The following is a 22,610-nucleotide window of genomic DNA, read 5'->3' as shown; positions in this document are numbered from 1 at the left end:
GTAACACCCATCTAAACTAATCTAAAAATTACCAAGTGGGTGAAACGAGGATTTTTGATGATTATTCATATTTATACAAAGCTCTCTAAATAATTACCAATCACTTTTGTCGCATTGGGTTTGGCGAGTTTTTTTTGCATTTTTACTCATGATATTGAGTTTTTCAGTGTTGAATGCTGTTAGTGTTGAGGTTAACAATTCAATGCTTAATGCCTTTTGTTCAATCAAAATACCAGCGTTGTTATCGGCTAAAATTTTGGCATTATAAAATTGATGATTGTCAATCGCATGAGGCAAGGGAATTAAAATACTGGGTTTGGCTGAAAGCATTAATTCCGACACTGTCATTGCGCCAGCACGACACAAAACCACATCTGCCCATGCGTAAGCATCTGCCATATCATCAATAAATGCCGTTATCTTTGCATTTTTGTTTGCATATTGGGCTTTAACATTGTCTAAGTGTTGTTTACCCGTTTGATGCCAAATTTCAATATCGATATTTAATTGACTGACAATATCATTGATAGGCTTAGATCCAAGACTACCACCAACAATCAATAAGTTGAGTTTTTTGTGGTTGTTGCGATTTTCTTTAGGTTTAAATAATACAGGATTACCAGTGGTGATAGCATTGTCAAATGCACCATCAAATGCTTGAAAAGTTTGGGTGGCAATTCTGGATAGCATTTTATTGGTGGTGCCGGGGATTGAGTTTTGTTCATGAATAATCAAGGGAATGCGCAAAACCCAAGCAACCAAGCCACCAATGCCTGAGGCAAAGCCACCCATGCCCAATACTGCACTAGGTTTAACTTTGAAAAATACACGCAAGGTTTGTAAAACAGCAAGCGACAATGAGAAGGGGGCTTTAATCAGCGTGAGTGCACTTTTGCCACGCAATCCAACGGCATTAACGCTGTGGAGTTTGGGCGCCAGTGTATTTTCCATACCGTGTTTTGAGCCAAGCCACTCAACATTAACCGAGTGGGATTTGAGTGCTTTGGCAATTGCCAAAGCGGGAAAAATATGCCCGCCCGTGCCACCTGCCATTATTATTACCGTGAATGGCGTTAGTTTGACGGTAAACCGTATTGAAGAAAATGATTTTGACATTAATATCGTGCCACATACGCTAAGTGTAACGACATTAGGGCAGTTGACGGTAGGCGATGCGGTCAATTTGGAAGTTGATATTATTGCCCGACACCTTGAACAATTAATTAAAAACAAATAATAAAAATGAAGACTAAAGCTAGCATTGAAGCGATATTAGAAGATTACAAGCAAGGCAAAATGATTATTTTGCTGGACGATGAAGACCGTGAAAATGAAGGTGATTTGATTATTCCTGCTGCCACTGTTACCAAAGAAGACATTAACTTTATGGCGACCTATGGCAGAGGGTTGATTTGTTTGACACTAACGCAGGAGCGTTGCCAGCGTCTTAATTTGCCTTTAATGGTGGCGCAAAATAACGATGCAAATGGCACAAATTTTACTGTTTCAATTGAAGCGGTAGAGGGTGTAACCACGGGCATTTCTGCCGCAGATAGAGCCAAAACAGTCTTGGATGCGGTTGCACCAAATGCCAAGTCTAGCGATATTGTGCAACCGGGGCATATTTTTCCATTAATGGCACAACCGGGTGGCGTGTTGATTCGTCCGGGTCATACTGAAGCGGGATGTGATTTGGCACGCCTTGCGGGTTTGGAGCCTGCCTCTGTGATTGTTGAGATTTTAAATGAAGATGGCTCAATGGCACGCCGTGACGATTTAGAGTTGTTTGCGCAAAAGCATAATATTAAGTGGGGTACGATTGAAGATTTAATTTCTTATCGAATTGAAAATGAAAAAACTATTGAGCGGGTGGATGAGCGTCCATTTAGCACCAAATATGGTGATTTCACATTGGTGTCGTTTTTGGATAGCATTCATCAGCAAACACACACTGCCTTAGTTAAGGGCGATATTGATAAAGACACCCCTGTTTGCGTGCGTGTACACATGGAAAATGTATTTACCGATGTTTTGCAAGAAAGCAGTGATTCTTTGGGGGTTAACGATGCACTGGCATATATTAGCAAAGAAGACAGTGGTGTGTTTTTGTTAATTCGTTCAACTGAAAGCAGTAACGATGTTAAAACTTATGGGGTTGGCGCGCAAATTTTGTCCGATTTGGGTGTGAGTAAAATGCGTATTTTGGGCAGTCCAAGAAAACTGAATGCTATCAAAGGCTTTGGCTTAGAAGTAACTGAATATATTACAAATAAAAAGTAGGCGATATGGAATTTAAGTTTAACAAAGACGCAAATGAAGATTTTTTAATAAATAAAAAAATTGCCATCATTGTTGGTTATTTTTATCAAGAGATTGGTGATAAATTACTGGCTGGTGCATACAATATTCTAGAAAAATACGGTATTGACAAAAACAATGTTAATGTTTTTTATGTACCAGGTGCGTTTGAAATCCCATTAATGGCTAAACGAATAGCCACATTGAACAAGCAAGTAGCCAAAGAAGGAAAAGAAATGCGGCGTATAAAGGGTTATTATGATGGTATTCGCCCTTATGATGGCATTGTTACTCTGGGAGCAGTCATTAATGGCGAAACCCCACATTTTGATTTTGTGTGTAACGAATGCGCTCGTGGGGTTGCCGATGTGTCTTATCAATATGAAATCCCCACCACTTTTGGCGTGCTGACTACCAACAATATGGAGCAAACCATTGGCAGAGCAGGTGGCTACAAAGGCAACAAAGGCGAAGAGGCAGCCATGGCAATGGTTGAAATGCTGTATTTACTTGGTAAAACGCATTAATATGACATTCACAACCCCTAAACATCGCTCCAGAGAGCGTGTGGTACAAGCACTATATCAATATATAGTATCAGGTGGCGAAGTATTAAAAATTGAACAACAATTTTTAAATCAAAAGTCTGGCAAAATTTCAAAAGCCTTTTTTTCCAACTTGTTCATTAACATCCTTAAAAACCGCACCGAATTAGATGCGCTCATTGCCCCCACCATCAGTAGAGAGGCGAATGAACTGGGTACTGTGGAACAAGCAGTGCTGTATCTAGGGGCATATGAACTTCAAAACAGCATTGAAGTGCCTTATAAAGTTGTTATTAACGAGGCGCTTGAAGTTGCCAAATTATACGGTGCAGAAGGTGCATTTAAACTTGTTAACGCTTCGTTAGACAAGTTAGCCCAGTCCCTTAGAAAAATTGAAATAGAGGCCTCAAAATGAAAAAAATTGTCATCATCATCGCAAGCGTATTGTTTTTAAGTAGTTTCTTTGTGCTTAAAACAATGTACAGTTATGGCAAAGATGCCGAAAGAATTGCCTTTCAAGGGGTGTATCATCCCAAAACCTCTGGTAACTTTTTAAATTTTTATATATAGTGAGACCTTTGCATAAATATAAATAATCATCAACAATCCACTTTTCACCCACTTGGTAATTTTTTAAACCCAGCCTTAGCCCTGCTAGGACAAGGTTTAAGAAAATCACCAAGTGGGCAAAAATTGAATTTTGCTAATCATCCATATTTATGCAAAGGTCTCAGTCTAATTTAAGAAGCCTTCGCCTTTTCTTGATTTAATTTCATACAGTTCAGTGAATAGGGTTTTTTAAAAAAAATCACACAAAGTTTTGAGTGTATTAATGACTTAGAGTGTCTCTCCAAAATAGGGAAATGCACACCATGTAAGCAACAATAACAAGTATAGATTTGCAGAATATTGTATTATTTTCGAATCTTTTTTAATGCCTAAATATGCCATTAGCAACAGACTTAAAAACCCCACTGTGTTTTCGATAGCAATAATTTTTACATGCAATTCACCTTGGTATAGAGCGCCATATTCCCAAGTAGCCCAAAAATACAAAATATTTAGTATGAAAAGCAGCGATGCGGCGACGAGAATTATTTTCCCAAAATTCTTTTTGTGACTCAATAATTTAAACTCAATTAAATATATTGCAGGCATAATAACAATAACAAAACCATATGGCAATACCCAAGCCAGTATAAGCATATAAAAAGGCATTGGCACAAAAGGACTCATAGAGTCAACCAAAAACAGAAATGATGCCACAATAGCCATTGCAACTGCACCAAAAAACATCCAAATCTTATCTATTGTTTTCATTATGATTTGTCCAATGAACTTGCGTATTTAACGGCGTATATGTCAAAAATACTGATCGCCATAGCGGCAATAATTGGACCGATGAACAGCCCTAGGATGCCAAATTGCATAATACCAGCAAGCGTTGATAGCACTGTAATTAGTGTGTGATCCAATGCACTTGTTTGGGTGGATTTACTGGATAATTTTTTGATGATAATGGGTCTAATAATGTTATCAATAATTGCCCCTACAAAGAAGGCGCCGAATAGGAGAATAATTAGAGCATCAGTGGTTTGCCCTTGTGCGTATAGATACAGTGTTAAAGGTAGCCAAATAATTAGCCCGCCAAGCACAGGGATAAAACTTGCTAACGCCATAGAAATGCCAAAAAATAGGGCAGGCAATCCAATGATCATCACTCCAATAGAGAATGTTATACCTTGCAACAATGCCACAATAAAAACACTGCCGACTAGTGTAATAGACAGACTTGAAAATTGGTTAAAGAGGATGTCGTCCAGGTGATTTTCTAGTGGTGACAAGTCTTTTAATCTTTTAACAATGTGTTTTCCATCTATATAAAAGTAATAAAGTGAGAAGATGGCAATAATGAGAAAGAATACAAAGTGCGAAGAGAGTGATACAATGCTTTTTAAAATATGCAGCATAAAATCCTTTGTATCAATTAGTAACCCGTCTAAATTATTATTGAGAGTGGTGCTTAGTGTGCTTTTTATTGACTCTGACAAAGGTAGTCCTGAGAGGGTTTGGTGTAGCATTTGATTGATATGTTTGGCATCAAAGTCTGTGTCAATGGTTTGTATGAGTGTGGAAATTTCCAATCCACTAACCAATAAAATATAACTGAGTGGCAGTATAAGCATAATGGTTATTAGTAGCGTCATCAGTAGCGCAGCGCTTGCGTCTGAGAGGCGTTCTTTTGCTTTATTGTATTGTGAAAAAGTGGCAATAGCGAGAAGTAATGCCAAGAATAGGGCGGGTATAAAGGGGGTAAATAGCCACACCAGAGCGCCGATTGCCAGAATTAATAAGCTCAATATAAAGCCGTGTTCGTAAGGTGTGTTCATAAGTTTTCCATTTTTAAAATTGAATAGGCAACTTGCTCATAAGGGTGTGCAGATTTCATTGCTTTAATTGTCGCTTCAAGGTTGTCCTTGGCACAGAGTATCTCGACTTTGTATTCCTTAAGTGTTTCTAGTTTGTCTAATGTACCAATGGTAGGTTTGGCGTTGTTAATGGGCTTAAATTGCCCTTGTCCTAAGGTTTGCCAGGCACATTGTTCGTAGTTGTTATACTGCCCAGAGCCTGCTTTAAACATTGCATTTTTAACCACTTCTAAATCGGGTTCAGGCACATAAAAATTAATTTGATACATTAAAATTTCCTTTTAAACACTTTAATCTTTCTGTCTTCTGCATATGTTCAATTGCATATCTCAAAGTAGTTCTAGGCAGTTGTTTGTAGTTTTTTTGTAAAAACTTTTTGCAAATATTAGGGTCTCTTTTGTAAACTTCTCTCAGCATCCAGCCAACGGCTTTGTGGATTAGGTCTTGTGTATCATTTAGTAACAGTTTACCTATTTTGAGTGTTATGTTAAACTCATTTTGCCTAATAAAAGCCAAAGTTGCGATAATGGCAATACGCCGCTCCCAAAGGTTAGGTGAGTGCGCATAGTTCAACAATAGCGATAATTTTTCTTGATGTTTAAATAAATAATCTCCCACAATCTGTGGCGTTGTGGTGTCCACCAAATCCCAATTATTGACTGCTTGAATATTGTCTATATAATAGTTAAATACCGTTTCACAATCGCCAATTTGATAATGATGAACGAGAATAATCAACCCACAATGACGCACTTCATGAATAGGGTGGTCGGTGAGTATTTTGATTTCATTAAAAGTAAGGCTGTTTCCATACTGCTTGGCAACTTGCCTTACTTTGGGCATACGAACCCCCATAAACTTGTCAAATTCTGAGTATTCGCCTTTGCCGGTTTTGAAAAACCATTCGTTGGTTTTTTTACGCTCAGGCGTAGCAAAAGACTTTAGCGCTTTGATGATTATTTCTGCTTCCATAGATTATAATTTTAACATTATGAATGATAAAAAATTACTTAGATATTCCCGTCAAATTCTTTTGCCAGAAATAGGCATAGAAGGGCAACAAACATTATTGAATTCAACATTGTTGTTAATTGGCATGGGCGGTTTAGGCGCACCCAATGCCTTGTATCTTGCCGCTAGTGGTGTTGGACATTTGATTATTGCCGATTTCGACCAAGTGGAATTGTCTAATCTTGCCCGTCAAGTCATTCATCACACTAATGATATTGGCAAAGACAAAGTCATTTCTGCTAAAGAAAAAATGTTGGCAATTAACCCCGATATTCAAATCACCACCTTAACCGATTTAAGCGAGGACAATATAGAAGACTGGGTGCAAAAAGCCGATATTGTGCTAGACGGCACCGATAATTTTAACACCCGTTTTAGAATTAATCAGGCGTGCGTTACCCAACATACACCTCTGGTCTCAGCTGCCGTTATTCGTTTTGAAGGGCAATTGTCAGTTTTTAAAGGCTATGAGAGAAACCAACCTTGTTACCAATGTTTGTATCCAACCACAGGTAACAATGATGAAAACTGTAGCAATAACGGCATTCTTGCACCTGTTGCAGGGCTACTTGGCACCATGCAAGCACTGCAAGCCATTAAAGTCATTCTCAATTTAGGCGAACAACTAACGGGCAAATTAATGATGGTTGACGCATTGGATTTAAATTTTAGAACGATAAAGTTAAGCAAGGACAAGCATTGCCCAATTTGTAATCTTAGTCAATAAAGAGTGGAAGAGATAGCAAGAGTGGCACTGTTATGGTTATAACAATTATAATATATCGGAGTATTTTATGAAAATCGTGAGTGCAATTGAAGCAAAAACTCACTTTGAGCAGTTTTTAGATAGTGTGCAAAGAGAGCCTGTTGTAGTAACAAAGAAAGATCGTCTTGTTGCAATAATGTTACCAATAGAGGATATGCAAATTGCTACAATAATGTCATTAGTAGAGGATATGCAAAAAACAATCCAAGCTAAGGACGCTACTCAGGGCAATAGTTCTGAGCTTCTTGCAACGATACCGTTGTTAAAGAAGGAAATGCAAAAAAATACTGCTCAGGGTAATAGTTTGACTAAGTTTAAAGGGGAAATAAAAGGATTTTCAAATTTAGACCCTGTTAAATGGCAACAACAAATACGCTCAGAGTGGAATTAACCTGAGATAATGGTAAGAAATAATTACATCGCTGACACCAATATTCTTATTGCTCTTCTTGCAGATAAATTAGCAGGTGAAATGCCACCTTTATTGGGCATTTCCATTATTTCTGAAATTAAATTATTCGCTTATCCGGATTTGAATAAAGACGATAAGCAAAAATTAAAAAAGTATACTTGTTGGCATTTATAGTTTTCCTTTGTCAGAAGATATTAAAGAACAAGCAATACAACTTAGACAAACACACAAACTTAAAACTCCCGATGCAATTATTTGTGCAACTGCTCTTGTTAATAATGCAACACTATTAACCAACGACAAGCAATTGCTAAAATTGCCAAGACTTATATTTTAAGTAGCAAGAAAAGGGTGTTTTATTGGTGGTAGTTGGGGGCTTCCTTGGTAATGGAAACATCGTGCACATGAGACTCAACCATGCCTGCTGAAGTTACTTGAACAAAAGTTGCGTTAGTGCGCATTTTCTCCAAAGTTGCACAGCCTGTATAACCCATGGATGATCTGACGCCACCAATCATTTGGTGAATAATAGGGCGGATAGAGCCTTTGAAAGGGACACGACCTTCAACTCCTTCGGGGACGAGTTTATCAGCTTTAGAATCCGATTGAAAATAGCGATCAGATGAGCCATGTGCTTGATTCATTGCACCGATTGAACCCATGCCACGGTAGGACTTGTAAGACCGACCTTGGTAAAGTTCGACTTCACCGGGGGATTCTTCTGTACCTGCTAGCATTGAGCCGAGCATCACGCAATAAGCGCCAGCAGCAAAGGCTTTGGCAATATCACCTGAGTAGCGAATACCGCCGTCAGCAATGAGTGGCACGCCTGTGCCTTTCAACGCATCAGCAACATCAGCAATGGCGGTGATTTGTGGTACGCCAACGCCAGCAACGATGCGAGTGGTGCAAATACTGCCTGGGCCAATGCCAACTTTGACACAGTCAGCACCTGCTTTAACTAAATCTAGTGCGGCACTAGCGGTGGCAATGTTGCCGGCAATAATGTCTAAATTTGGGTGTTTATTTTTGGTTTTTTTAACCCTGTCTAACACCCCTTGAGAATGACCGTGTGCAGTATCAATGACAATAATATCAACGCCCGCCTTAACCAATGCATCAATACGCTCACCCGTACCAGCGCTTACACCAACTGCAGCGCCAACTCGTAATTGCTCTTTATTGTCTTTACAGGCATTCGGAAAATCGGTTGATTTTTGAATATCACGCACGGTAATCATACCTTGTAGAGTGAAACTGTCGTCCGTAATAACCACGCGTTCAATACGATGTTTTTGCAATAGGGCACGCACTTTACTCATATTTGTGCCTTCTGTAACGGTAATAAGTTTGTTTTGCGGTGTCATAACATTTTCAACCAATTCATTGGGATTGGTTTCAAACCGAACATCACGACTGGTAACCATGCCAATAATTGTATTGCCATCAACCACAGGCAACGCTGAAATCTTATGTTGTTGTTGACTGTGATAGACATCGGCAATCGTCGCTTTGGCGTTGATGGTGATTGGATTTCTGATGATGCCAGATTCAAATCGTTTGACTTTACGCACCTCTGTCGCTTGTTCTTCAATTGACATATTTTTATGAATAATGCCAATACCGCCTTCTTGTGCCATGGTAATTGCCAAATTGGCCTCGGTCACAGTGTCCATGGCAGCGGATAGAATGGGGGTATTCAGGGTGATGTTTTTGGTTAGTTGTGTTGTTAATTTGACTTCTTTTGGCATGGTGGTTGAGTGTGCAGGTACAAGCAATACATCGTCAAAGGTAAGTGCGGTTTTCAGTAAGTTCATTTTAAAATCTCCTTTGATTAATGTTAATGCGTTTTTGGATAAAAAAGCCGACCATGAATCCAAAAAACAAAACCAATGCGCCAACAATAAACCAGTTTCTAGCATTGGCCTCTTGCCCAATAGTGCTGTTACTTTGTAATAATTGCAATTCTGATTGTAGTTGTAGTACTTGTGCTTTGTATTTTTTGTTCTTGTATTCAAGTTTAAGTGCGTCTTTGTAAACTTGTTTGACATGTTTTTTTTCTGATGCCAGTTTGCCAGATTGAATAGACAATTTGGTGTTTTTTGCTCTTAAGTCGGCCACTTGTTTTTCGAGTTTTTTGTTTCTTTTTTGTTGCTTAGAAAGCGATAATCGTTTGTTATTGCTATTGCGTTTAAGTGCTTCTAATTGCACTCTTGCAGGCTTGTTAGAGGTTAGGTAGCGTGAAATCATCCAGCCAACTGTGTTTTCAAATCTTACCTTGGTCCAGCCGCTTTTGGTGGATAAAATTTCTAGTTTGGTGCCAGAATCCAGCATTTTTATGAGATTACTGGGGTTATTTTGGATTCTATTTTCAGAACGCATTGGAATTGGCACCATATCTGTCACATACACGAATGATTTGGCGTTTGCCACTGAACACAGTAATACAAGTGTTATAAGTAAAGTATTTTTTAGTTTCATAAGCTGTTTATTTTCCTTAATTGTGTTGATAAGTCAGCAAGGGTGCTTTCAACTGATGCCAATCGCCCCCTTTCTGTATTGACAATTGCTTCAGGTGCACTGTTGACAAATTTTTCATTGTTTAGCTTTCCTTCAAATTGTGTTTTTTGTTGGTTTAATTTGTCAATTTCTTTGTTTAAACGGGCAATTTCTTGGTCTTTGTCAATCAGCCCCGCTAAAGGAATGAGTATTTTCATCTCACCCACCAAAGCAGTTGCTGATTCGGGTGCTTCCTCGTTTTCAGGGAGTTTGTTAATTTCTATTGTCGCCAAGGAATTTAAGATATTAGTGTTGTTATCAAGGTGGGTTTCGTCGGTTGCATTGAAATTCTGCACAAAACAATCCAGTGGTTTGTTCGGTGAAATGTTCATTTCGCCACGAATTTGACGCACGCCTAAAATGAAAGTTTGTAGCCATTGAATTTCTGCTTCAGAGGTTGTTGAAACGAGTTGTGTGTCAACTTCTGGATAGGCTTCGCTCATCAAACTGCCGTTGTTTTTGCCGAGCAAACTGTTGCATTGTTCAAAGATTTCTTCGGTAATAAATGGAATGATAGGGTGGAGCAAGGTAACAATTTCATTCAGAACCTTAATCAGCGTGGCTTGCGTGCCAGCTTTAGTGGCCTCGTTTTCTAACAGAGGCTTGGATAATTCTAAATACCAACTGCAATAGTCACCCCAAACAAATTCGTAGAGTTCGTGGCTCATTAAATCTAGGCGGTAGTCGTTTAAATGCTTTTCAACTTTGCTTTTGGTATTTTGCAAACGGGATAAAATCCATGCATCAGCGGTTGACAATTGCGCCTGTGGATCAATGGTTTCCCCTTCAAGTTTCATTAAAACAAAACGAGAGGCATTCCACAATTTGTTGCAAAAGTTGCGATAACCTTCAATGCGCTTTAAATCAAATTTAATGTCCCGCCCAAAGGAGGCGAGGGCGGCAAAAGTGAAACGCAGTGCATCTGTGCCAAAGGCGGGAATGCCATTGGCAAATTCTTTTTTGGTTTGTTTTTTGATTTTTTCTGCCATTTTGGGCTGCATTAACCCTTGTGTGCGTTTTTCTAGTAAATCTTGTAAAGTAATGCCATCGATTAAATCAATTGGGTCAAGCACATTGCCTTTAGATTTGGACATTTTTTGCCCTTGCCCATCTTTGATTAAGCCAGTGATGTAAATGTCTTTAAACGGCACTTCGCCAGTAAACTTAAGCCCGAACATAATCATGCGAGCAACCCAAAAGAAGATAATGTCAAAACCAGTAACCAATACATCAGTCGGGTAAAAACGAGACAATTCAGGCGTTTTTTCAGGCCAACCTAGGGTTGAAAATGGCCACAATGCAGAGGAAAACCAAGTATCAAGCACATCGTTATCTTGAGTGAGCACCACTCCTTCACCCGCTTGTTTTTGCGCTTCTTCAAGCGAATCTGCAACAAAGATATTGCCGTTTTCGTCATACCAAGCGGGAATGCGATGTCCCCACCAGATTTGGCGAGAGATACACCAATCTTGAATGTTATTCATCCAGTTAAAATAAGTTTTGTCCCAATTTTCAGGCACAAAACGAATGTCGCCATTTTTTACCGCATCAATTGCAGGCTGTGCCAATGGCGCAACTTTAACAAACCATTGGTCGGTTAAATAAGGCTCAATGACTGCATTGGTTCTATCGCCATGCGGCACCATTAATTTATGTGGCTCAACTTTGGCTAACAAACCTTGTGCGTCTAAATCTTGAATAATTTTTTTACGCGCTACAAATCTATCCAGACCTACATAATCACTCTCGACCGTGTCGTTAATTTTGGCATCATCAGTAAGGATATTAATAATGTCTAAATTGTGGCGTTGCCCCATTTCGTAGTCGTTAAAATCGTGTGCAGGGGTAATTTTAACACAACCTGTGCCAAAATCCATATCAACATAATCGTCCGCAATAATGGGAATTTTTCTATTGGTCAGTGGTAAATCAATGGTTTTTCCAACAAGGTGCGTGTAGCGCTTGTCATCAGGATGAACGGCAACAGCGCTATCGCCCAGCATAGTTTCAGGGCGTGTGGTTGCTACTATTAGGCAATCATCACTATCGGTAATTGGATAACGCATGTGCCACAGTGACCCCTGCTTTTCAACGCTAATAACCTCAAGGTCAGACACGGCAGTATGCAGCACTGGATCCCAGTTTACTAAGCGTTTTCCACGGTAAATCAAACCTTCTTTATGCAGTTGAATAAAAACTTTTTTAACCGCATCGGAAAGCCCATCGTCCATGGTAAAGCGTTCTCTTTCCCAATCAACTGAAGCACCTAAACGACGCATTTGCGAGGTAATTATGCCACCAGATTTTCCCTTCCAATCCCAAATTTTATCAATGAATTTATCACGCCCAATGTCATGACGGGTAATGTCTTGTGCAGCAAGTTGGCGTTCAACCACCATTTGCGTGGCAATACCCGCATGGTCAGTACCCGGTTGCCACAGCGTTTGCTCACCTTTGCCACGATGATAACGCGTTAAAATATCCATAATAGTATGCTGAAATGCATGCCCCATATGCAAACTACCCGTTACATTTGGTGGTGGCAACATAATGCAATAGGCGTTTTTGCTGGTAGAATTTGAATCAGAAGAAAATAAATTTTGATTTTCCCAAAGCGAACGATATTTGGCTTCAATTTGTTCGGGATTATAGGTTTTTTCCATGAATTTGTAAAGATGGATTAAACTATGCAATTATACTGTAGAAACCACCATTATGGATGAAAATAAAAACTGGCTAGTCTATTTATTGCAATGTGCAAATAATGCACTTTATTGCGGCATAACCAATGATATTAATAAGCGCTTACGCCAACATCATGGCGACATTGTAGGTGGCGCAAAATACACCCGAGCCAACGCTCCTTGCACATTGGTATATCAAGAACAAGCAAAAGACAGAAGTACCGCATTAAAACGCGAGCATGAAATTAAATCAATGAGCCGTGATGAAAAATTAACACTTTTGAAGTTTTCGCACAAATTGTGAGTAACTGGAGAAATTTAATTTTTTAAATGAGAAATTTTGGATTGTTGTCTGAAATTGTTGGGGGTAATTTATTGTTGAAAATGGCATAACTTAAAACCTTGGAAAATTCAATCCATAAGTGTAACACCTCCATTTAAAAAATAGTCCTCACCAAGCCATCTTGGCAAAAAAACCTCAAACAGAGTTTTATACCCCAAGCATTTCCCAAGTCTATTGTTCATTAAATCCGTCGCTCTAAACACTTGTTTTTCACTTATATCATTCAAAGCCATTTTCTTGAGGGCGTCCATTATGATTCTCATTTAATCCACTTTCTCAACTATAGCACGGTTTAGCAAAATAAGTATCACAGTTTATTGTTGCAGCTAACTCAATTATGCCAACCAAATTCTCAACTGTTGTCAAAAGTTGGCGTAAGTAATTTGTTAATAGCATTATTCGTAACTTGTGCAGTTTGGGCAGCGCAAGATAAAACCTACTCTTGCGTTCAGCAAGGATGGCATGTCCTTTACTAAATCGCCAAGTCCAACCTTCCAGTCGCCAATACGAGTACGCCTATCAACAATGCTGGGGTGTCATTAATATCAATATGGTTAGGTATTCTGCCTTGATAATCGTTTTTTCCATAGCGCTTACGACATTTCTTATACTGGTGGCGTAGGTATTTGTAAAGCGCCCCACCTACTGCTTTGCCTTGCAAGACAAGGCGGTAGGCGGTTTTGGTGCTGATTTTAATCCTTTTATCTAATTCCAAGGTTTTTATACTCAGCGTTTTATAAAATCTTTGATGGCTATAAAACACAATGCAATCATCCGCATTAAGGATCGGCTCACTAGATAGAGGCCTTTGTATAAGTATGAATATCATACCTATTTGGCAATTTTTCTAGCGACAATAGTCTTTATAAGGGAGGCAGTTTTACCCTTTCTAGGGCAAGGTTTAAAAAAAATAATCAATTGGGTAAAAATTGAATTCGTCTTTTGCTAATCACTCATCATTTATACAAAAAAATATTAATTTAATATTTTTTTAAATTTAGGTTGAAATCCATATAAAATTTTTGCTATAATAAGGTTTTTGATTAATAAGTGATGGTTAAAATTATGGCAGAAAATGATGTTAGAGTGAATATTACAATAGTAAATACAACAAAAGAAAAGGAGATTGTAAGGTGCACAGATATTCGTTGTTCAGGAGTATCGGGCTTAGAAGTTGGCGATCTGATTCAGTCAGGCGATAAGATAAGTGTTACATCAACTTCTAACAATAGAATATTTTTTGAGTTTGAAGGGGCGCAAACAAAATATCTTTTTCAGATTGGCTGCACTTGCCCTAAGTCAAGCAATAATAGCGCTTGTGGTTATGGAAATTCTGGGTTACAGTGTTATCAAGATACTGGGACTCCAGTTTCTTTTGTCTTTCATTTGGGGAAAACAAACAAGGCAGATTGGGATAACAAATGTCAACTTGATGGCTCTTGCCCAGATTACGGTGCTTGCTCTTAGGTTTCCGCAAGCCCATTTGTTTGAATAATAAATATTATTGAGATCTTTGCGTTATATGGGTAATTAGAAAAAATGGTAAATTTAATCCATAAGTGCACTGTGGTACGGTTTAGTAAAATAAGTACCGCAATTTAATATTTTAGTTAATTCATTACGCTAACTAAACTCTCGACTGTTGTCAAAAATTGGCGTAAGTAATTTATTAATAGCATTATTCGCAACTTGTGCAATTTTGTTGATGATGGGGCAGTGTAAGAGAAAACCTACTCTTGTGTTCAGCAAGGGTGGTAGTTTATTTATGCCTTTTGTTAATCATTAAGTCAACTTTCCAGTTGCTAATATGAGTACGCCTATCAACCATACTGGGGCGTTCATCAATATGGCTGGGTAATTCTGCCTTGATAATCATTTTTTCCATAGCGTTTACGGTATTTCTTATACTGGTGGCGTAGGTATTTGTAAAGCGCTCCACCTACCGCTTTGCCTTGTAAAGCAAAGCGGTAGGTGGTTTCAGTGCTGATTTTAATTTTCTTATCTAATTCTAAATGCCCTGAGATTTGTTTAGGGCTGCTCCAATATTCTTTTGGTTTGTTGCTAATACAATGAATGAGACCTTTGAATAATCATCAAGAATCCACTTTTCACCCACTTGGTAATTTTTTAAACCCAGCCTTAGTCCCGCTAGAACAAGGTTTAAGAAAATTACCAAGTGGGTGAAAATTGAATTTTGCTAATCATCCATGTTTATGCAAAGGTCTCATGGTGTTTAACTGCAACGGTAAACCCTATGGTTTTATTTTTTCTTTGTGCCTTTCGCAAGCAAACCTATTGGCTTATTTGTGGCTAGTATTACGAGATAATTCTCTGGAAACAGTTGATTCACTTTTTTATCCATTGATTTGGCGATAAAAGTTTAATTGTATTCTTATTTATTCAGCTTGCTGGATTGAGGTGGGTTCAATTGAGAAAAATACACCACCATTTAGCAATTTTTAAACAACTTAATTAAATAGATTGAAAAATAAATTTTAAATTTCTAGGCGCCAAAGGAGTAAGGCATGTTCTTTTTTGAGTTGCATCGTTTTCAAAAAATAAGTTAAACAATTTAACGCTCACTCTTGCCCTAAGTATTAACAGTAAAAACACCTATTTTTTTAATAAATAATGCAGGCGTTTGCTACTGCAAATACTTAGATGATTGTAAGCACCACATTATGCATTTTATTTTTGAAAATGGCATTGAAAATATGTTTAACTTTTAATTTGATCTATAATTAGCCAAATTAAAAAAACATTCTCTTCTTTGCGGTTAAATTAAATGTGTGTTTGACAATGCAAAATTTACATTACTTGAGTCTTAGGTGTTAAGAGCACTTGGCGTATGCTGGATGTTCAGCCTTATACTCACATCCATTATTCCAATCTGCTAAATCTGGAGAACCTAAGTGAAACTCAAAAGAAACTGGAGTGCCAGTTCGCGAATAACACTGTAACCCAGAATTTCCGTAGCCGCAAGCACTATTATGGCTTGATTTAGGGCAGGTGCAACCCATCATAAACGCATCCCCTGAATCCTCACCTCTAAATTCAAAAAATATCCTATCATTGGAACTTGACACACATTCTATTGTTTTACCTGGTTGAATTTTGTCGCCAGCTTTTAATCCCGACAATTTTTCACAACGAACATTCGTGCATATTACAACTTCATCTCTATGTGTGTTGTTTATTATTTTTACCTTAACTCTTGTAATGTTTGTATTTGATTCCATATCCAATCCTCGTTTATATAAATAGAGACCTTTGCATAAATATAAATAATCATCAAGAATCCTCGTTTTACCCACTTGGTAATTTTTTAAACCCAGTCTTGGCTCTGCTAGGACAAGATTTAAGAAAATTACCAAGTGGACAAAAATTGAATTTTGCTAATCATCCATATTCATACAAAGGTCTTAAGTAAAAAATATTGCAACATTTTTTTTTAAAGACAATCCTTGGCATTAGAATTTATTTTTAATTAAATGTTTTTTAGTAAATGAATTTTGCCTGAACCAAAAAATGGTCAGAGAGTTCGATGTCGCCATAATTATATAAATGCAATTTTATTGGCGATGTATACATTTTCTTGTCATTCAAAGCGCGTATAGGCGTTATTTGGCGCTGAATATTATTAGGTTCTAAAAAACCACGAAATGGAACAATGTAATCACACATTTCCTTGCTTTTATCTGAGGCGCTAATCATTAAGTTTAAATCTGAATCGTTACTATATTTTGGTGCTTTATATAGAGTGTTTTCAATAGGGTCGTTACTTAGATTTAATGTATTAGACATTTTGTTAAACTGTATTTTGTCATAGTAATCGGTGTTTAGATCTCCCATCAAGATAAGGGGATCGCTTTTAGAAATAGAAAGATTGGCATTGCCAATAATGTGTTTTCTAATGAGAGAAAATTCCTCTTGCCTTAACTTGATAGCGATTTTTGTGTTGGTTGCTTGTGTGTGCGTTGCAATAATATTGTATTTTTTGTTACCTTTATTGATGCTGACAAAAAGCGCCCCCTTGTTGGACAATCTGTCCGCATCTGTTAGAGTTTGATAATCTTGATAATTGATAAAAAACTTTTTGCTAATGGGGTGCTTACTAAGGACAAGGAGGCCGCTATTTAAGGGTAAATTATGCGTATTAGCAGGAATTGGGTCGAAGTTGTATGGGTACTTACCCTTTAATCCATTTATTATTTTATTTCTAACATCGCGATCCCATGCTTCTTCGAAAACAATGACATCAAAATCTAAGTCGGCATGATTAATTAGATAGGATATTCTTTCATCTAATTTGTTCAAGTCCAGTGCGACAGTTACATAGTCGGGAAAGGCAATAATATTATAAGTGGCAAGTGTTATCTCGTTGGTTGCGTTTGAAGTGAAAAAAACAGGTTTCTTATTCAAGGTGAAAAAAATATCATCAATGCCCTGAAGAGTGGATACCCTGTCTTTTTGTGTATCTACATAGAGCGAATAGAGCTGTCCATCGGAATCTTTGAAAGTTTTTTGAGCAAGTGAATTTGCCAATACTTTGCCTTGGCTATTGTCATCATTAAGTAGATTGTAAGATTTGTTAGCGACAAAAACATCAATACTTTTGACATGCGATCCAATTTGATCGCCATGAAATGTTACTGTAAAGTAGTTATTTTTTTGTCCCGAGGGTAAAGTGAAGTAACTTTTTAATTTAAAATCATCCCCAGAGGTAATACCTTTGTCGTAATTAACGCTAAAAATTTGTTGCCGCTTAAAAGGAGCAGTGATTTTGTCATTATAGGCTGTACAGTTATCCGAATGAAATGTGCCACAATCATTGTTTGTGGTAATTTGGCTTGGTGTATTATTCATCATGTAGATTTGATAATCCGCTAAAACGCCATTAAACGGTGTTATTAACACCCCTAAGAAAAGAATTTTTTTAACAATGTGTTTATATTTTTTCATAATAAAATATTCTTTGTTAAGCAAAAATATAGTGTACCTTATTTCAAAGCCCTTGGTGGTTTTTTTAAAATTTCTTGCTATGGGTCGATTTATAGATATAGAGAGCTCTCTTTATCGCTTAACACCATTTCCAAAAAATAAACCAAACAATTTGACATTCATTTCCATCCAAGTATTGACAGTAAAAATACTTGGATGATTAAGCGCTATTATTCATTTTATTTTTTTTTGAATATTTTGATATATCGATTGGTTTTTATACCCAGTGTTTTATGAAATTTTTGATGCTTATAAAACACAATACAATCATCCGCATTAAGGATCGGTTCACTAGATAGAGGTTCTTAGTATAAGTATGAATAATCATACCCATTTGGCAATCTCTCTAGCGACAATAATCTTTTAATGGAGGCGGTTTTACCCTTTCTGGGACAAGGTTTAAAAAAAATAATCAATTGGGTAAAAATTGAATTCGTCTTTTGCTAATCGCTCATCATTTATACAAAAATCTTAATTTAATATTTTTTTAAATTTAGGTTGAAATCCATATAAAATTTTTGCTATAATATTATTTTTATTATAAATGATGGTTAATATTATGGCAGAAAATGAAAACGATGTTAGGGTGAATATAACGATAGTAAATACAACAAAAGAAAAGGAGGATGTAAGGTGTACAGATATCTGTTGTTCATCGATATCGGGCTTAGAAGTTGGCGATGTGATCCAGGCAGGCGATAAGATAAATATTACATCGGGTACTAACAATAGAATATTTTTTAAGTTTATAGCTGAGCAAACAAAAGATGTTTTTCAAATTGGCTGCACTTGCCCTAAGTCAAGCCAGAATAGTGCTTGTGGTTATGGAAATTCTGGGTTACAGTGTTATTCACGATCTGGGACTCCAGTTTCTTTTACCTTTCATTTAGGGAAAACAAACAAGGCAGATTGGGATAACGGATGTGACCTTGATGGCGATTGCCCAAGATACGGTGATTGCTCTTAGGTTTCCGCAAGCCCATTTGTTTGAATAATAAATATTATTGAGATCTTTGTGCAAGTGTGGATAATTGGCAAAATTAGAAAATTCAATCCATAAGTGTACTATGGTACGGTTTAGTAAAATAAGTATCACAGTTTAATATTTTAGTTAACTCATTATGCTAACTAAACTCTCAACTGTCGTCAAAAGTTGGCGTAAGTAATTTGTTAATAATATTTTTGTAACTTGTGCAGTTTTGTTGATGATGGGCATGCAAGAGAAAACCTACTCTTGCGTTCAGCAAGGGTGGCGAAGTTACCTTTATGTCCTTTGCTAATCATCAAGCAACTTCTCAGTTGCCAATACGAGTACGCCTACTCAACCATAATGGGTATTCATTAATATCAATATGGTTTATAAGTATCCTGTCTTGATAATCATTTTTTCCATAGCGTTTACGGCATTTCTTATGCTGGCGTAGGTATTTGTAAAGCGCCCCACCTACCGCTTTGCCTTGCAAGACAAAGCGGTAGGTGGTTTCGGTGCTGATTTTAATCTTCTTATCTAATTCTAAATGCCCTGCGATTTGTTTGAGGCTCCAATACTCTTTTGGTCTGTTACTAATATAATAAGACCTTTGCATAAATATGAATAATCATTAAGAATCCACTTTTCACCCACTTGCTAATGTTTTAAACCCAGCCTTATTCCTACCAGGACAAGGTTTAAGAAAATTATCAAGTGGGTAAAAATTGAATTTTGCTAATCATTCATATTTATGCAAAGGTCTCATGGTGTTTAACTGCAACGGTAAGTCTTATGGTTTTAGTCTTTCGCAAGCAAACCCATTGGCTTATTTGTGGCGATAGCCTCTTTTTTACTGGTATTGTGAGACAATTCTCTGGAAATAGTTGACTTACTTCTACCCATTGATTTGGCGATAAAGGTTTGATTATATTCTTGTTTATTCAGGAGGTAAATTATGGCATCTTTGCCCATAGGTTAATTGTGTATTTTCACATGTTTCACTCTTTTTTTTGTCGGATTAAAGAGTGGCTAATGTACTCTTTGAGCAACTACTGAGTGCTGTGCTTATGATGTAAATTCAAACTGTGAATTATAAATTATTTGCTTTCATTTGCTTGGTCAACATTGAATTTTGCCAATCGTCTATATTTATGCAAAGGCCACATAAAAATAGAAAGCATAAAAGCGGATAAAGGTATAATCTTAAGAAATTTATTTAATAGATGACTTAATGGCGTTAATTGTTCAAAAATATGGTGGTACTTCGGTTGGTTCGGTAGAGCGAATTCAGGCGGTTGCTGAGAAAATTAAAACTTTTGTTGCTAATGGCGACAAACTTGTTGTAAGTGTATCGGCGATGAGTGGCGAGACGAATCGTATGACTGAGCTTGCACAACAAATTCAGGATACGCCATCTTTAAGGGAAATGGATGTTTTGCTAACCACAGGTGAGCAGGTAACCATTTCGTTGTTGGCTATGGCGTTACAACAATTGGGTTGTGAGGCAATTTCATACACAGGTTCGCAAGTGCGCATTACAACAGATTCTGCACACGGCAAAGCGCGTATTAAATCTATTGATGATCACCGTATTCATGCCAGTTTGAATGCAGGCAAAATCGTGGTAGTTGCTGGGTTTCAAGGGGTGGATGAACAGGGTAATATTACCACGCTAGGTCGAGGAGGGTCAGATACGACGGCGGTGGCATTGGCGGCGGCATTAAAGGCAGACGAGTGTCAAATTTATACCGATGTTGATGGTGTTTACACCACTGACCCACGCATTGAGCCAAATGCGAGAAAAATGAACACAGTGAGTTATGAGGAAATGTTAGAAATGGCATCACTTGGCTCAAAAGTTTTGCAAATTCGCAGTGTGGAATTTGCATCAAAATACAAAGTACCTTTAAGGGTGTTGTCATCTCTGATTGACAATCCGATAGGTACCTTAATTACCAGTGAGGAAAATATTATGGAACAAGCAGTTATTTCAGGCATTGCACACAATAAAGATGAGGCAAAACTTAGTTTAATTGGCGTGCCCGACGAACCGGGGATTGCGTATAAAATCCTCAAACCGATTAGTGAAGCAAATATTGAAGTAGATATGATTGTACAAAGTGTTTCGGCACGAGAAGGTTTGACCAATTTTGCCTTTACTGTGCATCGTAATGATTTTGATAGGGCGCAAACGATTTTACAAAGTATTTGTAATGAATTAGAGGCTAAGGCGGTGCAAAGTGATGACAAAGTGGTTAAGGTGTCTTTGGTGGGCATTGGTATGCGTTCACATGCAGGTATTGCAGCACAAATGTTTGAGGTATTACATCAGGAAAATGTGAACATTCAAATGATTTCCACTTCTGAAATTAAGATATCGGTGGTTATTGGTGAGAAATATTTAGAATTGGCGGTGCGTTCGTTGCACGCTGCTTTTGGTTTAGATAAGGAATGAAAAATGTCAGGATTTGAAGATAGAGATGGTTTGATTTGGTTTGATGGTAAGTGGGTAGATTGGCGTGATGCTAAAGTCCATGTATTAACACACACATTGCATTACGGCATGGGAGTGTTTGAAGGCGTTCGCGCTTATCAAACTGACCAAGGGGCGGCGATATTTCGCTTAGAAGAGCATACCAATAGATTGTTCAACTCTGCCAAAATTATGAATATGAATATTGGCTTTTCTAAAGAGGAAATCAATCAAGCGCAAAGAGATTCGGTGGCTAAGAACAATTTAGACAGCGCCTATATTCGTCCCATGTGTTTTTACGGCTCAGAAGGTATGGGATTGCGTGCTGACAATTTAAAAGTGCATACCATTGTTGCAGCGTGGGAATGGGGTTCGTATTTAGGTGAGGACAATATGAAAAATGGGTTGCGCATTCGCACCTCAAGTTATATGCGTCATCATGTTAATATTTCTATGACCAAAGCCAAGGCGAATGGCAATTATATTAATTCAATGTTGGCATTGCAAGAAGCATTGACAGATGGCTATGATGAGGCGTTATTATTAGATGTGGATGGTTTTGTGGCTGAAGGCAGTGGCGAGAATATTTTTATTGTGCGTGATGGGGTGATTTATACACCTGATTTGACCTCGGCATTGGCAGGTATTACCCGTGATACGATTTTTACCTTGGCAAGTGGTTTAGGCTATAAAGTTATTGAAAAGCGCATTACTCGTGATGAAGTGTATTGTGCAGACGAAGCTTTTTTCACGGGAACAGCAGCAGAGGTAACACCCATTCGTGAGTTAGACAATCGTGCTATTGGCACAGGCACACGCGGCCCTATTACCGAGCAATTACAGAGTTTGTATTTTGATTGTGTGTATGGCCGTAATAAGCAATATCAACATTGGATTGCCAAGGGAAGTTGTTAATGGAGGCAGATATGAGTGATTTCCAGAAAAAGTATATGAATTTTAATGGGATAGAGGCGGCAGATTTGCCGGTACATTGCCCACCTAAAGGGGTGAAAAAATGGAATATGCACCCCAAGGTATTTTTGCAATTTAACGACAAAGGTCGTGCAGTTTGTCCGTATTGCGGTGCAAAATACGAATTAATGTAATCACAATTTCGTC

General features: G+C 37.7%; 31 protein-coding genes. 16 read left to right on the top strand and 15 right to left on the bottom strand.

What is annotated here, in order from left to right:
• Positions 1-93: 93 nt before the first annotated feature.
• Positions 94-1,053: an undecaprenyldiphospho-muramoylpentapeptide beta-N-acetylglucosaminyltransferase gene (gene murG, locus MS2017_RS05835; RefSeq protein WP_241156907.1), complete on the bottom strand. Its 960-nt coding sequence runs from the start codon at positions 1,051-1,053 to the stop codon at positions 94-96.
• Here murG and MS2017_RS05830 point away from each other — a divergent pair.
• The 5 genes from MS2017_RS05830 to MS2017_RS11250 are packed head-to-tail and all read left to right on the top strand — an operon-like array spanning position 1,040 to position 3,413.
• On the top strand, positions 1,040-1,237 hold the full coding sequence (locus MS2017_RS05830; protein ID WP_338134302.1) for a hypothetical protein: 198 nt from the start codon (positions 1,040-1,042) through the stop codon (positions 1,235-1,237). The two genes, murG and MS2017_RS05830, sit on opposite strands and share 14 nt — an antisense overlap.
• Positions 1,238-1,242: 5 nt before the next feature.
• The gene (ribB, locus tag MS2017_RS05825; protein ID WP_071565069.1) at positions 1,243-2,280 is read left to right on the top strand and encodes a 3,4-dihydroxy-2-butanone-4-phosphate synthase; all 1,038 of its coding nucleotides are present in this window, start codon (positions 1,243-1,245) and stop codon (positions 2,278-2,280) included.
• Between the two features lie 5 nt (positions 2,281-2,285).
• Positions 2,286-2,825: a 6,7-dimethyl-8-ribityllumazine synthase gene (gene ribH / locus MS2017_RS05820; RefSeq protein ID WP_122951567.1), complete on the top strand. Its 540-nt coding sequence runs from the start codon at positions 2,286-2,288 to the stop codon at positions 2,823-2,825.
• Between the two features lies 1 nt (position 2,826).
• Positions 2,827-3,258 carry a transcription antitermination factor NusB gene (nusB, locus tag MS2017_RS05815; RefSeq protein ID WP_071565071.1) on the top strand — a complete coding sequence of 144 codons (432 nt, stop codon included), beginning with the start codon at positions 2,827-2,829 and terminating at the stop codon, positions 3,256-3,258.
• Entirely contained in the window at positions 3,255-3,413 is a 159-nt protein-coding gene (locus tag MS2017_RS11250; protein WP_164707624.1) for a hypothetical protein, read from the top strand. Before nusB ends, MS2017_RS11250 begins: the two co-directional genes overlap by 4 nt.
• Positions 3,414-3,680: 267 nt before the next feature.
• Here the strand turns inward: MS2017_RS11250 and MS2017_RS05810 are convergent, their stop codons facing one another.
• From MS2017_RS05810 to MS2017_RS05795, 4 genes are read right to left on the bottom strand one after another with little or no spacing between them, the layout of a single operon-like run.
• Positions 3,681-4,163: a hypothetical protein gene (locus MS2017_RS05810; protein WP_122951566.1), complete on the bottom strand. Its 483-nt coding sequence runs from the start codon at positions 4,161-4,163 to the stop codon at positions 3,681-3,683.
• Positions 4,163-5,233: an AI-2E family transporter gene (locus MS2017_RS05805; protein WP_122951565.1), complete on the bottom strand. Its 1,071-nt coding sequence runs from the start codon at positions 5,231-5,233 to the stop codon at positions 4,163-4,165. Before MS2017_RS05805 ends, MS2017_RS05810 begins: the two co-directional genes overlap by 1 nt.
• Positions 5,230-5,541: a YqfO family protein gene (locus MS2017_RS05800; RefSeq protein WP_122951564.1), complete on the bottom strand. Its 312-nt coding sequence runs from the start codon at positions 5,539-5,541 to the stop codon at positions 5,230-5,232. The genes MS2017_RS05805 and MS2017_RS05800 overlap by 4 nt, the downstream gene beginning before the upstream one ends.
• Complete coding sequence (locus MS2017_RS05795) at positions 5,528-6,244, bottom strand: DNA alkylation repair protein (protein ID WP_122951563.1); 717 nt, start codon at positions 6,242-6,244, stop codon at positions 5,528-5,530. The genes MS2017_RS05800 and MS2017_RS05795 overlap by 14 nt, the downstream gene beginning before the upstream one ends.
• 19 nt (positions 6,245-6,263) lie before the next feature.
• On the opposite strand from MS2017_RS05795, the gene MS2017_RS05790 reads away from it, so the two are divergent.
• From MS2017_RS05790 to MS2017_RS05775, 4 genes are all read left to right on the top strand, one after another.
• A complete protein-coding gene (locus MS2017_RS05790) occupies positions 6,264-7,010 on the top strand; it encodes a HesA/MoeB/ThiF family protein (RefSeq protein ID WP_071563701.1) in 747 nt (248 codons plus the stop codon).
• 67 nt (positions 7,011-7,077) lie between these two features.
• Entirely contained in the window at positions 7,078-7,440 is a 363-nt protein-coding gene (locus MS2017_RS05785) for a type II toxin-antitoxin system Phd/YefM family antitoxin (RefSeq protein ID WP_122951562.1), read from the top strand.
• Between the two features lie 9 nt (positions 7,441-7,449).
• Entirely contained in the window at positions 7,450-7,635 is a 186-nt protein-coding gene (locus MS2017_RS05780; protein WP_122951561.1) for a PIN domain-containing protein, read from the top strand.
• A 7-nt stretch (positions 7,636-7,642) separates the two neighbouring features.
• On the top strand, positions 7,643-7,798 hold the full coding sequence (locus MS2017_RS05775; RefSeq protein WP_237732496.1) for a PIN domain-containing protein: 156 nt from the start codon (positions 7,643-7,645) through the stop codon (positions 7,796-7,798).
• 19 nt (positions 7,799-7,817) lie between these two features.
• On the opposite strand, the gene guaB is transcribed toward MS2017_RS05775, so the two are convergent.
• From guaB to MS2017_RS05760, 3 genes are read right to left on the bottom strand one after another with little or no spacing between them, the layout of a single operon-like run.
• Positions 7,818-9,278 carry an IMP dehydrogenase gene (guaB, locus tag MS2017_RS05770; protein WP_071563162.1) on the bottom strand — a complete coding sequence of 487 codons (1,461 nt, stop codon included), beginning with the start codon at positions 9,276-9,278 and terminating at the stop codon, positions 7,818-7,820.
• Position 9,279: 1 nt separating this feature from the next.
• Positions 9,280-9,942 carry a TIGR04211 family SH3 domain-containing protein gene (locus tag MS2017_RS05765; protein WP_071563163.1) on the bottom strand — a complete coding sequence of 221 codons (663 nt, stop codon included), beginning with the start codon at positions 9,940-9,942 and terminating at the stop codon, positions 9,280-9,282.
• The gene (locus MS2017_RS05760) at positions 9,939-12,683 is read right to left on the bottom strand and encodes a valine--tRNA ligase (RefSeq protein ID WP_122951559.1); all 2,745 of its coding nucleotides are present in this window, start codon (positions 12,681-12,683) and stop codon (positions 9,939-9,941) included. The genes MS2017_RS05765 and MS2017_RS05760 overlap by 4 nt, the downstream gene beginning before the upstream one ends.
• A 52-nt stretch (positions 12,684-12,735) precedes the next feature.
• Between MS2017_RS05760 and MS2017_RS05755 the strand changes: the two genes are divergently transcribed.
• Complete coding sequence (locus tag MS2017_RS05755; protein WP_071563165.1) at positions 12,736-13,008, top strand: GIY-YIG nuclease family protein; 273 nt, start codon at positions 12,736-12,738, stop codon at positions 13,006-13,008.
• A gap of 107 nt (positions 13,009-13,115) precedes the next feature.
• On the opposite strand, the gene MS2017_RS05750 is transcribed toward MS2017_RS05755, so the two are convergent.
• Complete coding sequence (locus MS2017_RS05750) at positions 13,116-13,298, bottom strand: hypothetical protein (protein ID WP_122951558.1); 183 nt, start codon at positions 13,296-13,298, stop codon at positions 13,116-13,118.
• Between the two features lie 221 nt (positions 13,299-13,519).
• Complete coding sequence (locus MS2017_RS05745; RefSeq protein WP_122951557.1) at positions 13,520-13,876, bottom strand: hypothetical protein; 357 nt, start codon at positions 13,874-13,876, stop codon at positions 13,520-13,522.
• A 224-nt stretch (positions 13,877-14,100) separates the two neighbouring features.
• Here MS2017_RS05745 and MS2017_RS05740 point away from each other — a divergent pair, with 224 nt between their 5' ends.
• Positions 14,101-14,514 carry a hypothetical protein gene (locus MS2017_RS05740; protein WP_071563167.1) on the top strand — a complete coding sequence of 138 codons (414 nt, stop codon included), beginning with the start codon at positions 14,101-14,103 and terminating at the stop codon, positions 14,512-14,514.
• Between the two features lie 292 nt (positions 14,515-14,806).
• On the opposite strand, the gene MS2017_RS05735 is transcribed toward MS2017_RS05740, so the two are convergent.
• Both MS2017_RS05735 and MS2017_RS05730 read right to left on the bottom strand, forming a co-directional pair.
• Positions 14,807-14,986: a hypothetical protein gene (locus MS2017_RS05735; RefSeq protein WP_071563168.1), complete on the bottom strand. Its 180-nt coding sequence runs from the start codon at positions 14,984-14,986 to the stop codon at positions 14,807-14,809.
• A gap of 892 nt (positions 14,987-15,878) precedes the next feature.
• Positions 15,879-16,286 carry a hypothetical protein gene (locus MS2017_RS05730; protein ID WP_122951556.1) on the bottom strand — a complete coding sequence of 136 codons (408 nt, stop codon included), beginning with the start codon at positions 16,284-16,286 and terminating at the stop codon, positions 15,879-15,881.
• Here MS2017_RS05730 and MS2017_RS11245 point away from each other — a divergent pair.
• On the top strand, positions 16,277-16,477 hold the full coding sequence (locus MS2017_RS11245) for a hypothetical protein (protein ID WP_164707623.1): 201 nt from the start codon (positions 16,277-16,279) through the stop codon (positions 16,475-16,477). The two genes, MS2017_RS05730 and MS2017_RS11245, sit on opposite strands and share 10 nt — an antisense overlap.
• Positions 16,478-16,545: 68 nt before the next feature.
• Here the strand turns inward: MS2017_RS11245 and MS2017_RS05725 are convergent, their stop codons facing one another.
• Positions 16,546-18,009, bottom strand: a complete 1,464-nt coding sequence (locus MS2017_RS05725) for a sphingomyelin phosphodiesterase (RefSeq protein ID WP_122951555.1) — start codon at positions 18,007-18,009, stop codon at positions 16,546-16,548.
• Positions 18,010-18,607: 598 nt separating this feature from the next.
• Here MS2017_RS05725 and MS2017_RS05720 point away from each other — a divergent pair.
• Positions 18,608-19,015: a hypothetical protein gene (locus MS2017_RS05720; protein ID WP_071563171.1), complete on the top strand. Its 408-nt coding sequence runs from the start codon at positions 18,608-18,610 to the stop codon at positions 19,013-19,015.
• A 328-nt stretch (positions 19,016-19,343) separates the two neighbouring features.
• On the opposite strand, the gene MS2017_RS05715 is transcribed toward MS2017_RS05720, so the two are convergent.
• Positions 19,344-19,634, bottom strand: coding sequence for a hypothetical protein (locus tag MS2017_RS05715; protein ID WP_122951554.1), 291 nt, complete (start codon positions 19,632-19,634; stop codon positions 19,344-19,346).
• 182 nt (positions 19,635-19,816) lie between these two features.
• Positions 19,817-19,990, bottom strand: a complete 174-nt coding sequence (locus MS2017_RS05710) for a helix-turn-helix domain-containing protein (RefSeq protein ID WP_084032238.1) — start codon at positions 19,988-19,990, stop codon at positions 19,817-19,819.
• Positions 19,991-20,249: 259 nt separating this feature from the next.
• On the opposite strand from MS2017_RS05710, the gene MS2017_RS05705 reads away from it, so the two are divergent.
• The 3 genes from MS2017_RS05705 to MS2017_RS05695 are packed head-to-tail and all read left to right on the top strand — an operon-like array spanning position 20,250 to position 22,597.
• Positions 20,250-21,473: an aspartate kinase gene (locus tag MS2017_RS05705; protein WP_071563172.1), complete on the top strand. Its 1,224-nt coding sequence runs from the start codon at positions 20,250-20,252 to the stop codon at positions 21,471-21,473.
• A gap of 3 nt (positions 21,474-21,476) precedes the next feature.
• The gene (locus tag MS2017_RS05700) at positions 21,477-22,406 is read left to right on the top strand and encodes a branched-chain amino acid transaminase (RefSeq protein WP_071563173.1); all 930 of its coding nucleotides are present in this window, start codon (positions 21,477-21,479) and stop codon (positions 22,404-22,406) included.
• Between the two features lie 11 nt (positions 22,407-22,417).
• Positions 22,418-22,597 (top strand): zinc-finger domain-containing protein, encoded by a 180-nt coding sequence (locus MS2017_RS05695; RefSeq protein WP_202762606.1) that lies wholly within the window; start codon positions 22,418-22,420, stop codon positions 22,595-22,597.
• Positions 22,598-22,610 lie beyond the last annotated feature (13 nt).

It is taken from the genome of Bathymodiolus thermophilus thioautotrophic gill symbiont, assembly GCF_003711265.1.
In the GTDB taxonomy this organism is placed as follows: Bacteria; Pseudomonadota; Gammaproteobacteria; order PS1; family Pseudothioglobaceae; genus Thiodubiliella.
This window is presented reverse-complemented; position numbering and strand designations above follow the sequence as displayed.

Bases quoted from the DNA above. Each gene is read 5' to 3' on its own strand.
- murG (WP_241156907.1), bottom strand. From the start codon at position 1,053: ATGGCAGGTGGCACGGGCGGGCATATTTTTCCCGCTTTGGCAATTGCC.
- ribB (WP_071565069.1), top strand. From the start codon at position 1,243: ATGAAGACTAAAGCTAGCATTGAAGCGATATTAGAAGATTACAAGCAA.
- ribH (WP_122951567.1), top strand. From the start codon at position 2,286: ATGGAATTTAAGTTTAACAAAGACGCAAATGAAGATTTTTTAATAAAT.
- nusB (WP_071565071.1), top strand. From the start codon at position 2,827: ATGACATTCACAACCCCTAAACATCGCTCCAGAGAGCGTGTGGTACAA.
- MS2017_RS11250 (WP_164707624.1), top strand. From the start codon at position 3,255: ATGAAAAAAATTGTCATCATCATCGCAAGCGTATTGTTTTTAAGTAGT.
- MS2017_RS05810 (WP_122951566.1), bottom strand. From the start codon at position 4,163: ATGAAAACAATAGATAAGATTTGGATGTTTTTTGGTGCAGTTGCAATG.
- MS2017_RS05805 (WP_122951565.1), bottom strand. From the start codon at position 5,233: ATGAACACACCTTACGAACACGGCTTTATATTGAGCTTATTAATTCTG.
- MS2017_RS05800 (WP_122951564.1), bottom strand. From the start codon at position 5,541: ATGTATCAAATTAATTTTTATGTGCCTGAACCCGATTTAGAAGTGGTT.
- MS2017_RS05795 (WP_122951563.1), bottom strand. From the start codon at position 6,244: ATGGAAGCAGAAATAATCATCAAAGCGCTAAAGTCTTTTGCTACGCCT.
- MS2017_RS05790 (WP_071563701.1), top strand. From the start codon at position 6,264: ATGAATGATAAAAAATTACTTAGATATTCCCGTCAAATTCTTTTGCCA.
- MS2017_RS05785 (WP_122951562.1), top strand. From the start codon at position 7,078: ATGAAAATCGTGAGTGCAATTGAAGCAAAAACTCACTTTGAGCAGTTT.
- MS2017_RS05780 (WP_122951561.1), top strand. From the start codon at position 7,450: ATGGTAAGAAATAATTACATCGCTGACACCAATATTCTTATTGCTCTT.
- guaB (WP_071563162.1), bottom strand. From the start codon at position 9,278: ATGAACTTACTGAAAACCGCACTTACCTTTGACGATGTATTGCTTGTA.
- MS2017_RS05765 (WP_071563163.1), bottom strand. From the start codon at position 9,942: ATGAAACTAAAAAATACTTTACTTATAACACTTGTATTACTGTGTTCA.
- MS2017_RS05760 (WP_122951559.1), bottom strand. From the start codon at position 12,683: ATGGAAAAAACCTATAATCCCGAACAAATTGAAGCCAAATATCGTTCG.
- MS2017_RS05755 (WP_071563165.1), top strand. From the start codon at position 12,736: ATGGATGAAAATAAAAACTGGCTAGTCTATTTATTGCAATGTGCAAAT.
- MS2017_RS05750 (WP_122951558.1), bottom strand. From the start codon at position 13,298: ATGGACGCCCTCAAGAAAATGGCTTTGAATGATATAAGTGAAAAACAA.
- MS2017_RS05745 (WP_122951557.1), bottom strand. From the start codon at position 13,876: ATGATATTCATACTTATACAAAGGCCTCTATCTAGTGAGCCGATCCTT.
- MS2017_RS05740 (WP_071563167.1), top strand. From the start codon at position 14,101: ATGGTTAAAATTATGGCAGAAAATGATGTTAGAGTGAATATTACAATA.
- MS2017_RS05730 (WP_122951556.1), bottom strand. From the start codon at position 16,286: ATGGAATCAAATACAAACATTACAAGAGTTAAGGTAAAAATAATAAAC.
- MS2017_RS05725 (WP_122951555.1), bottom strand. From the start codon at position 18,009: ATGAAAAAATATAAACACATTGTTAAAAAAATTCTTTTCTTAGGGGTG.
- MS2017_RS05720 (WP_071563171.1), top strand. From the start codon at position 18,608: ATGGCAGAAAATGAAAACGATGTTAGGGTGAATATAACGATAGTAAAT.
- MS2017_RS05715 (WP_122951554.1), bottom strand. From the start codon at position 19,634: ATGCAAAGGTCTTATTATATTAGTAACAGACCAAAAGAGTATTGGAGC.
- MS2017_RS05710 (WP_084032238.1), bottom strand. From the start codon at position 19,990: ATGGGCAAAGATGCCATAATTTACCTCCTGAATAAACAAGAATATAAT.
- MS2017_RS05705 (WP_071563172.1), top strand. From the start codon at position 20,250: ATGGCGTTAATTGTTCAAAAATATGGTGGTACTTCGGTTGGTTCGGTA.
- MS2017_RS05700 (WP_071563173.1), top strand. From the start codon at position 21,477: ATGTCAGGATTTGAAGATAGAGATGGTTTGATTTGGTTTGATGGTAAG.
- MS2017_RS05695 (WP_202762606.1), top strand. From the start codon at position 22,418: ATGAGTGATTTCCAGAAAAAGTATATGAATTTTAATGGGATAGAGGCG.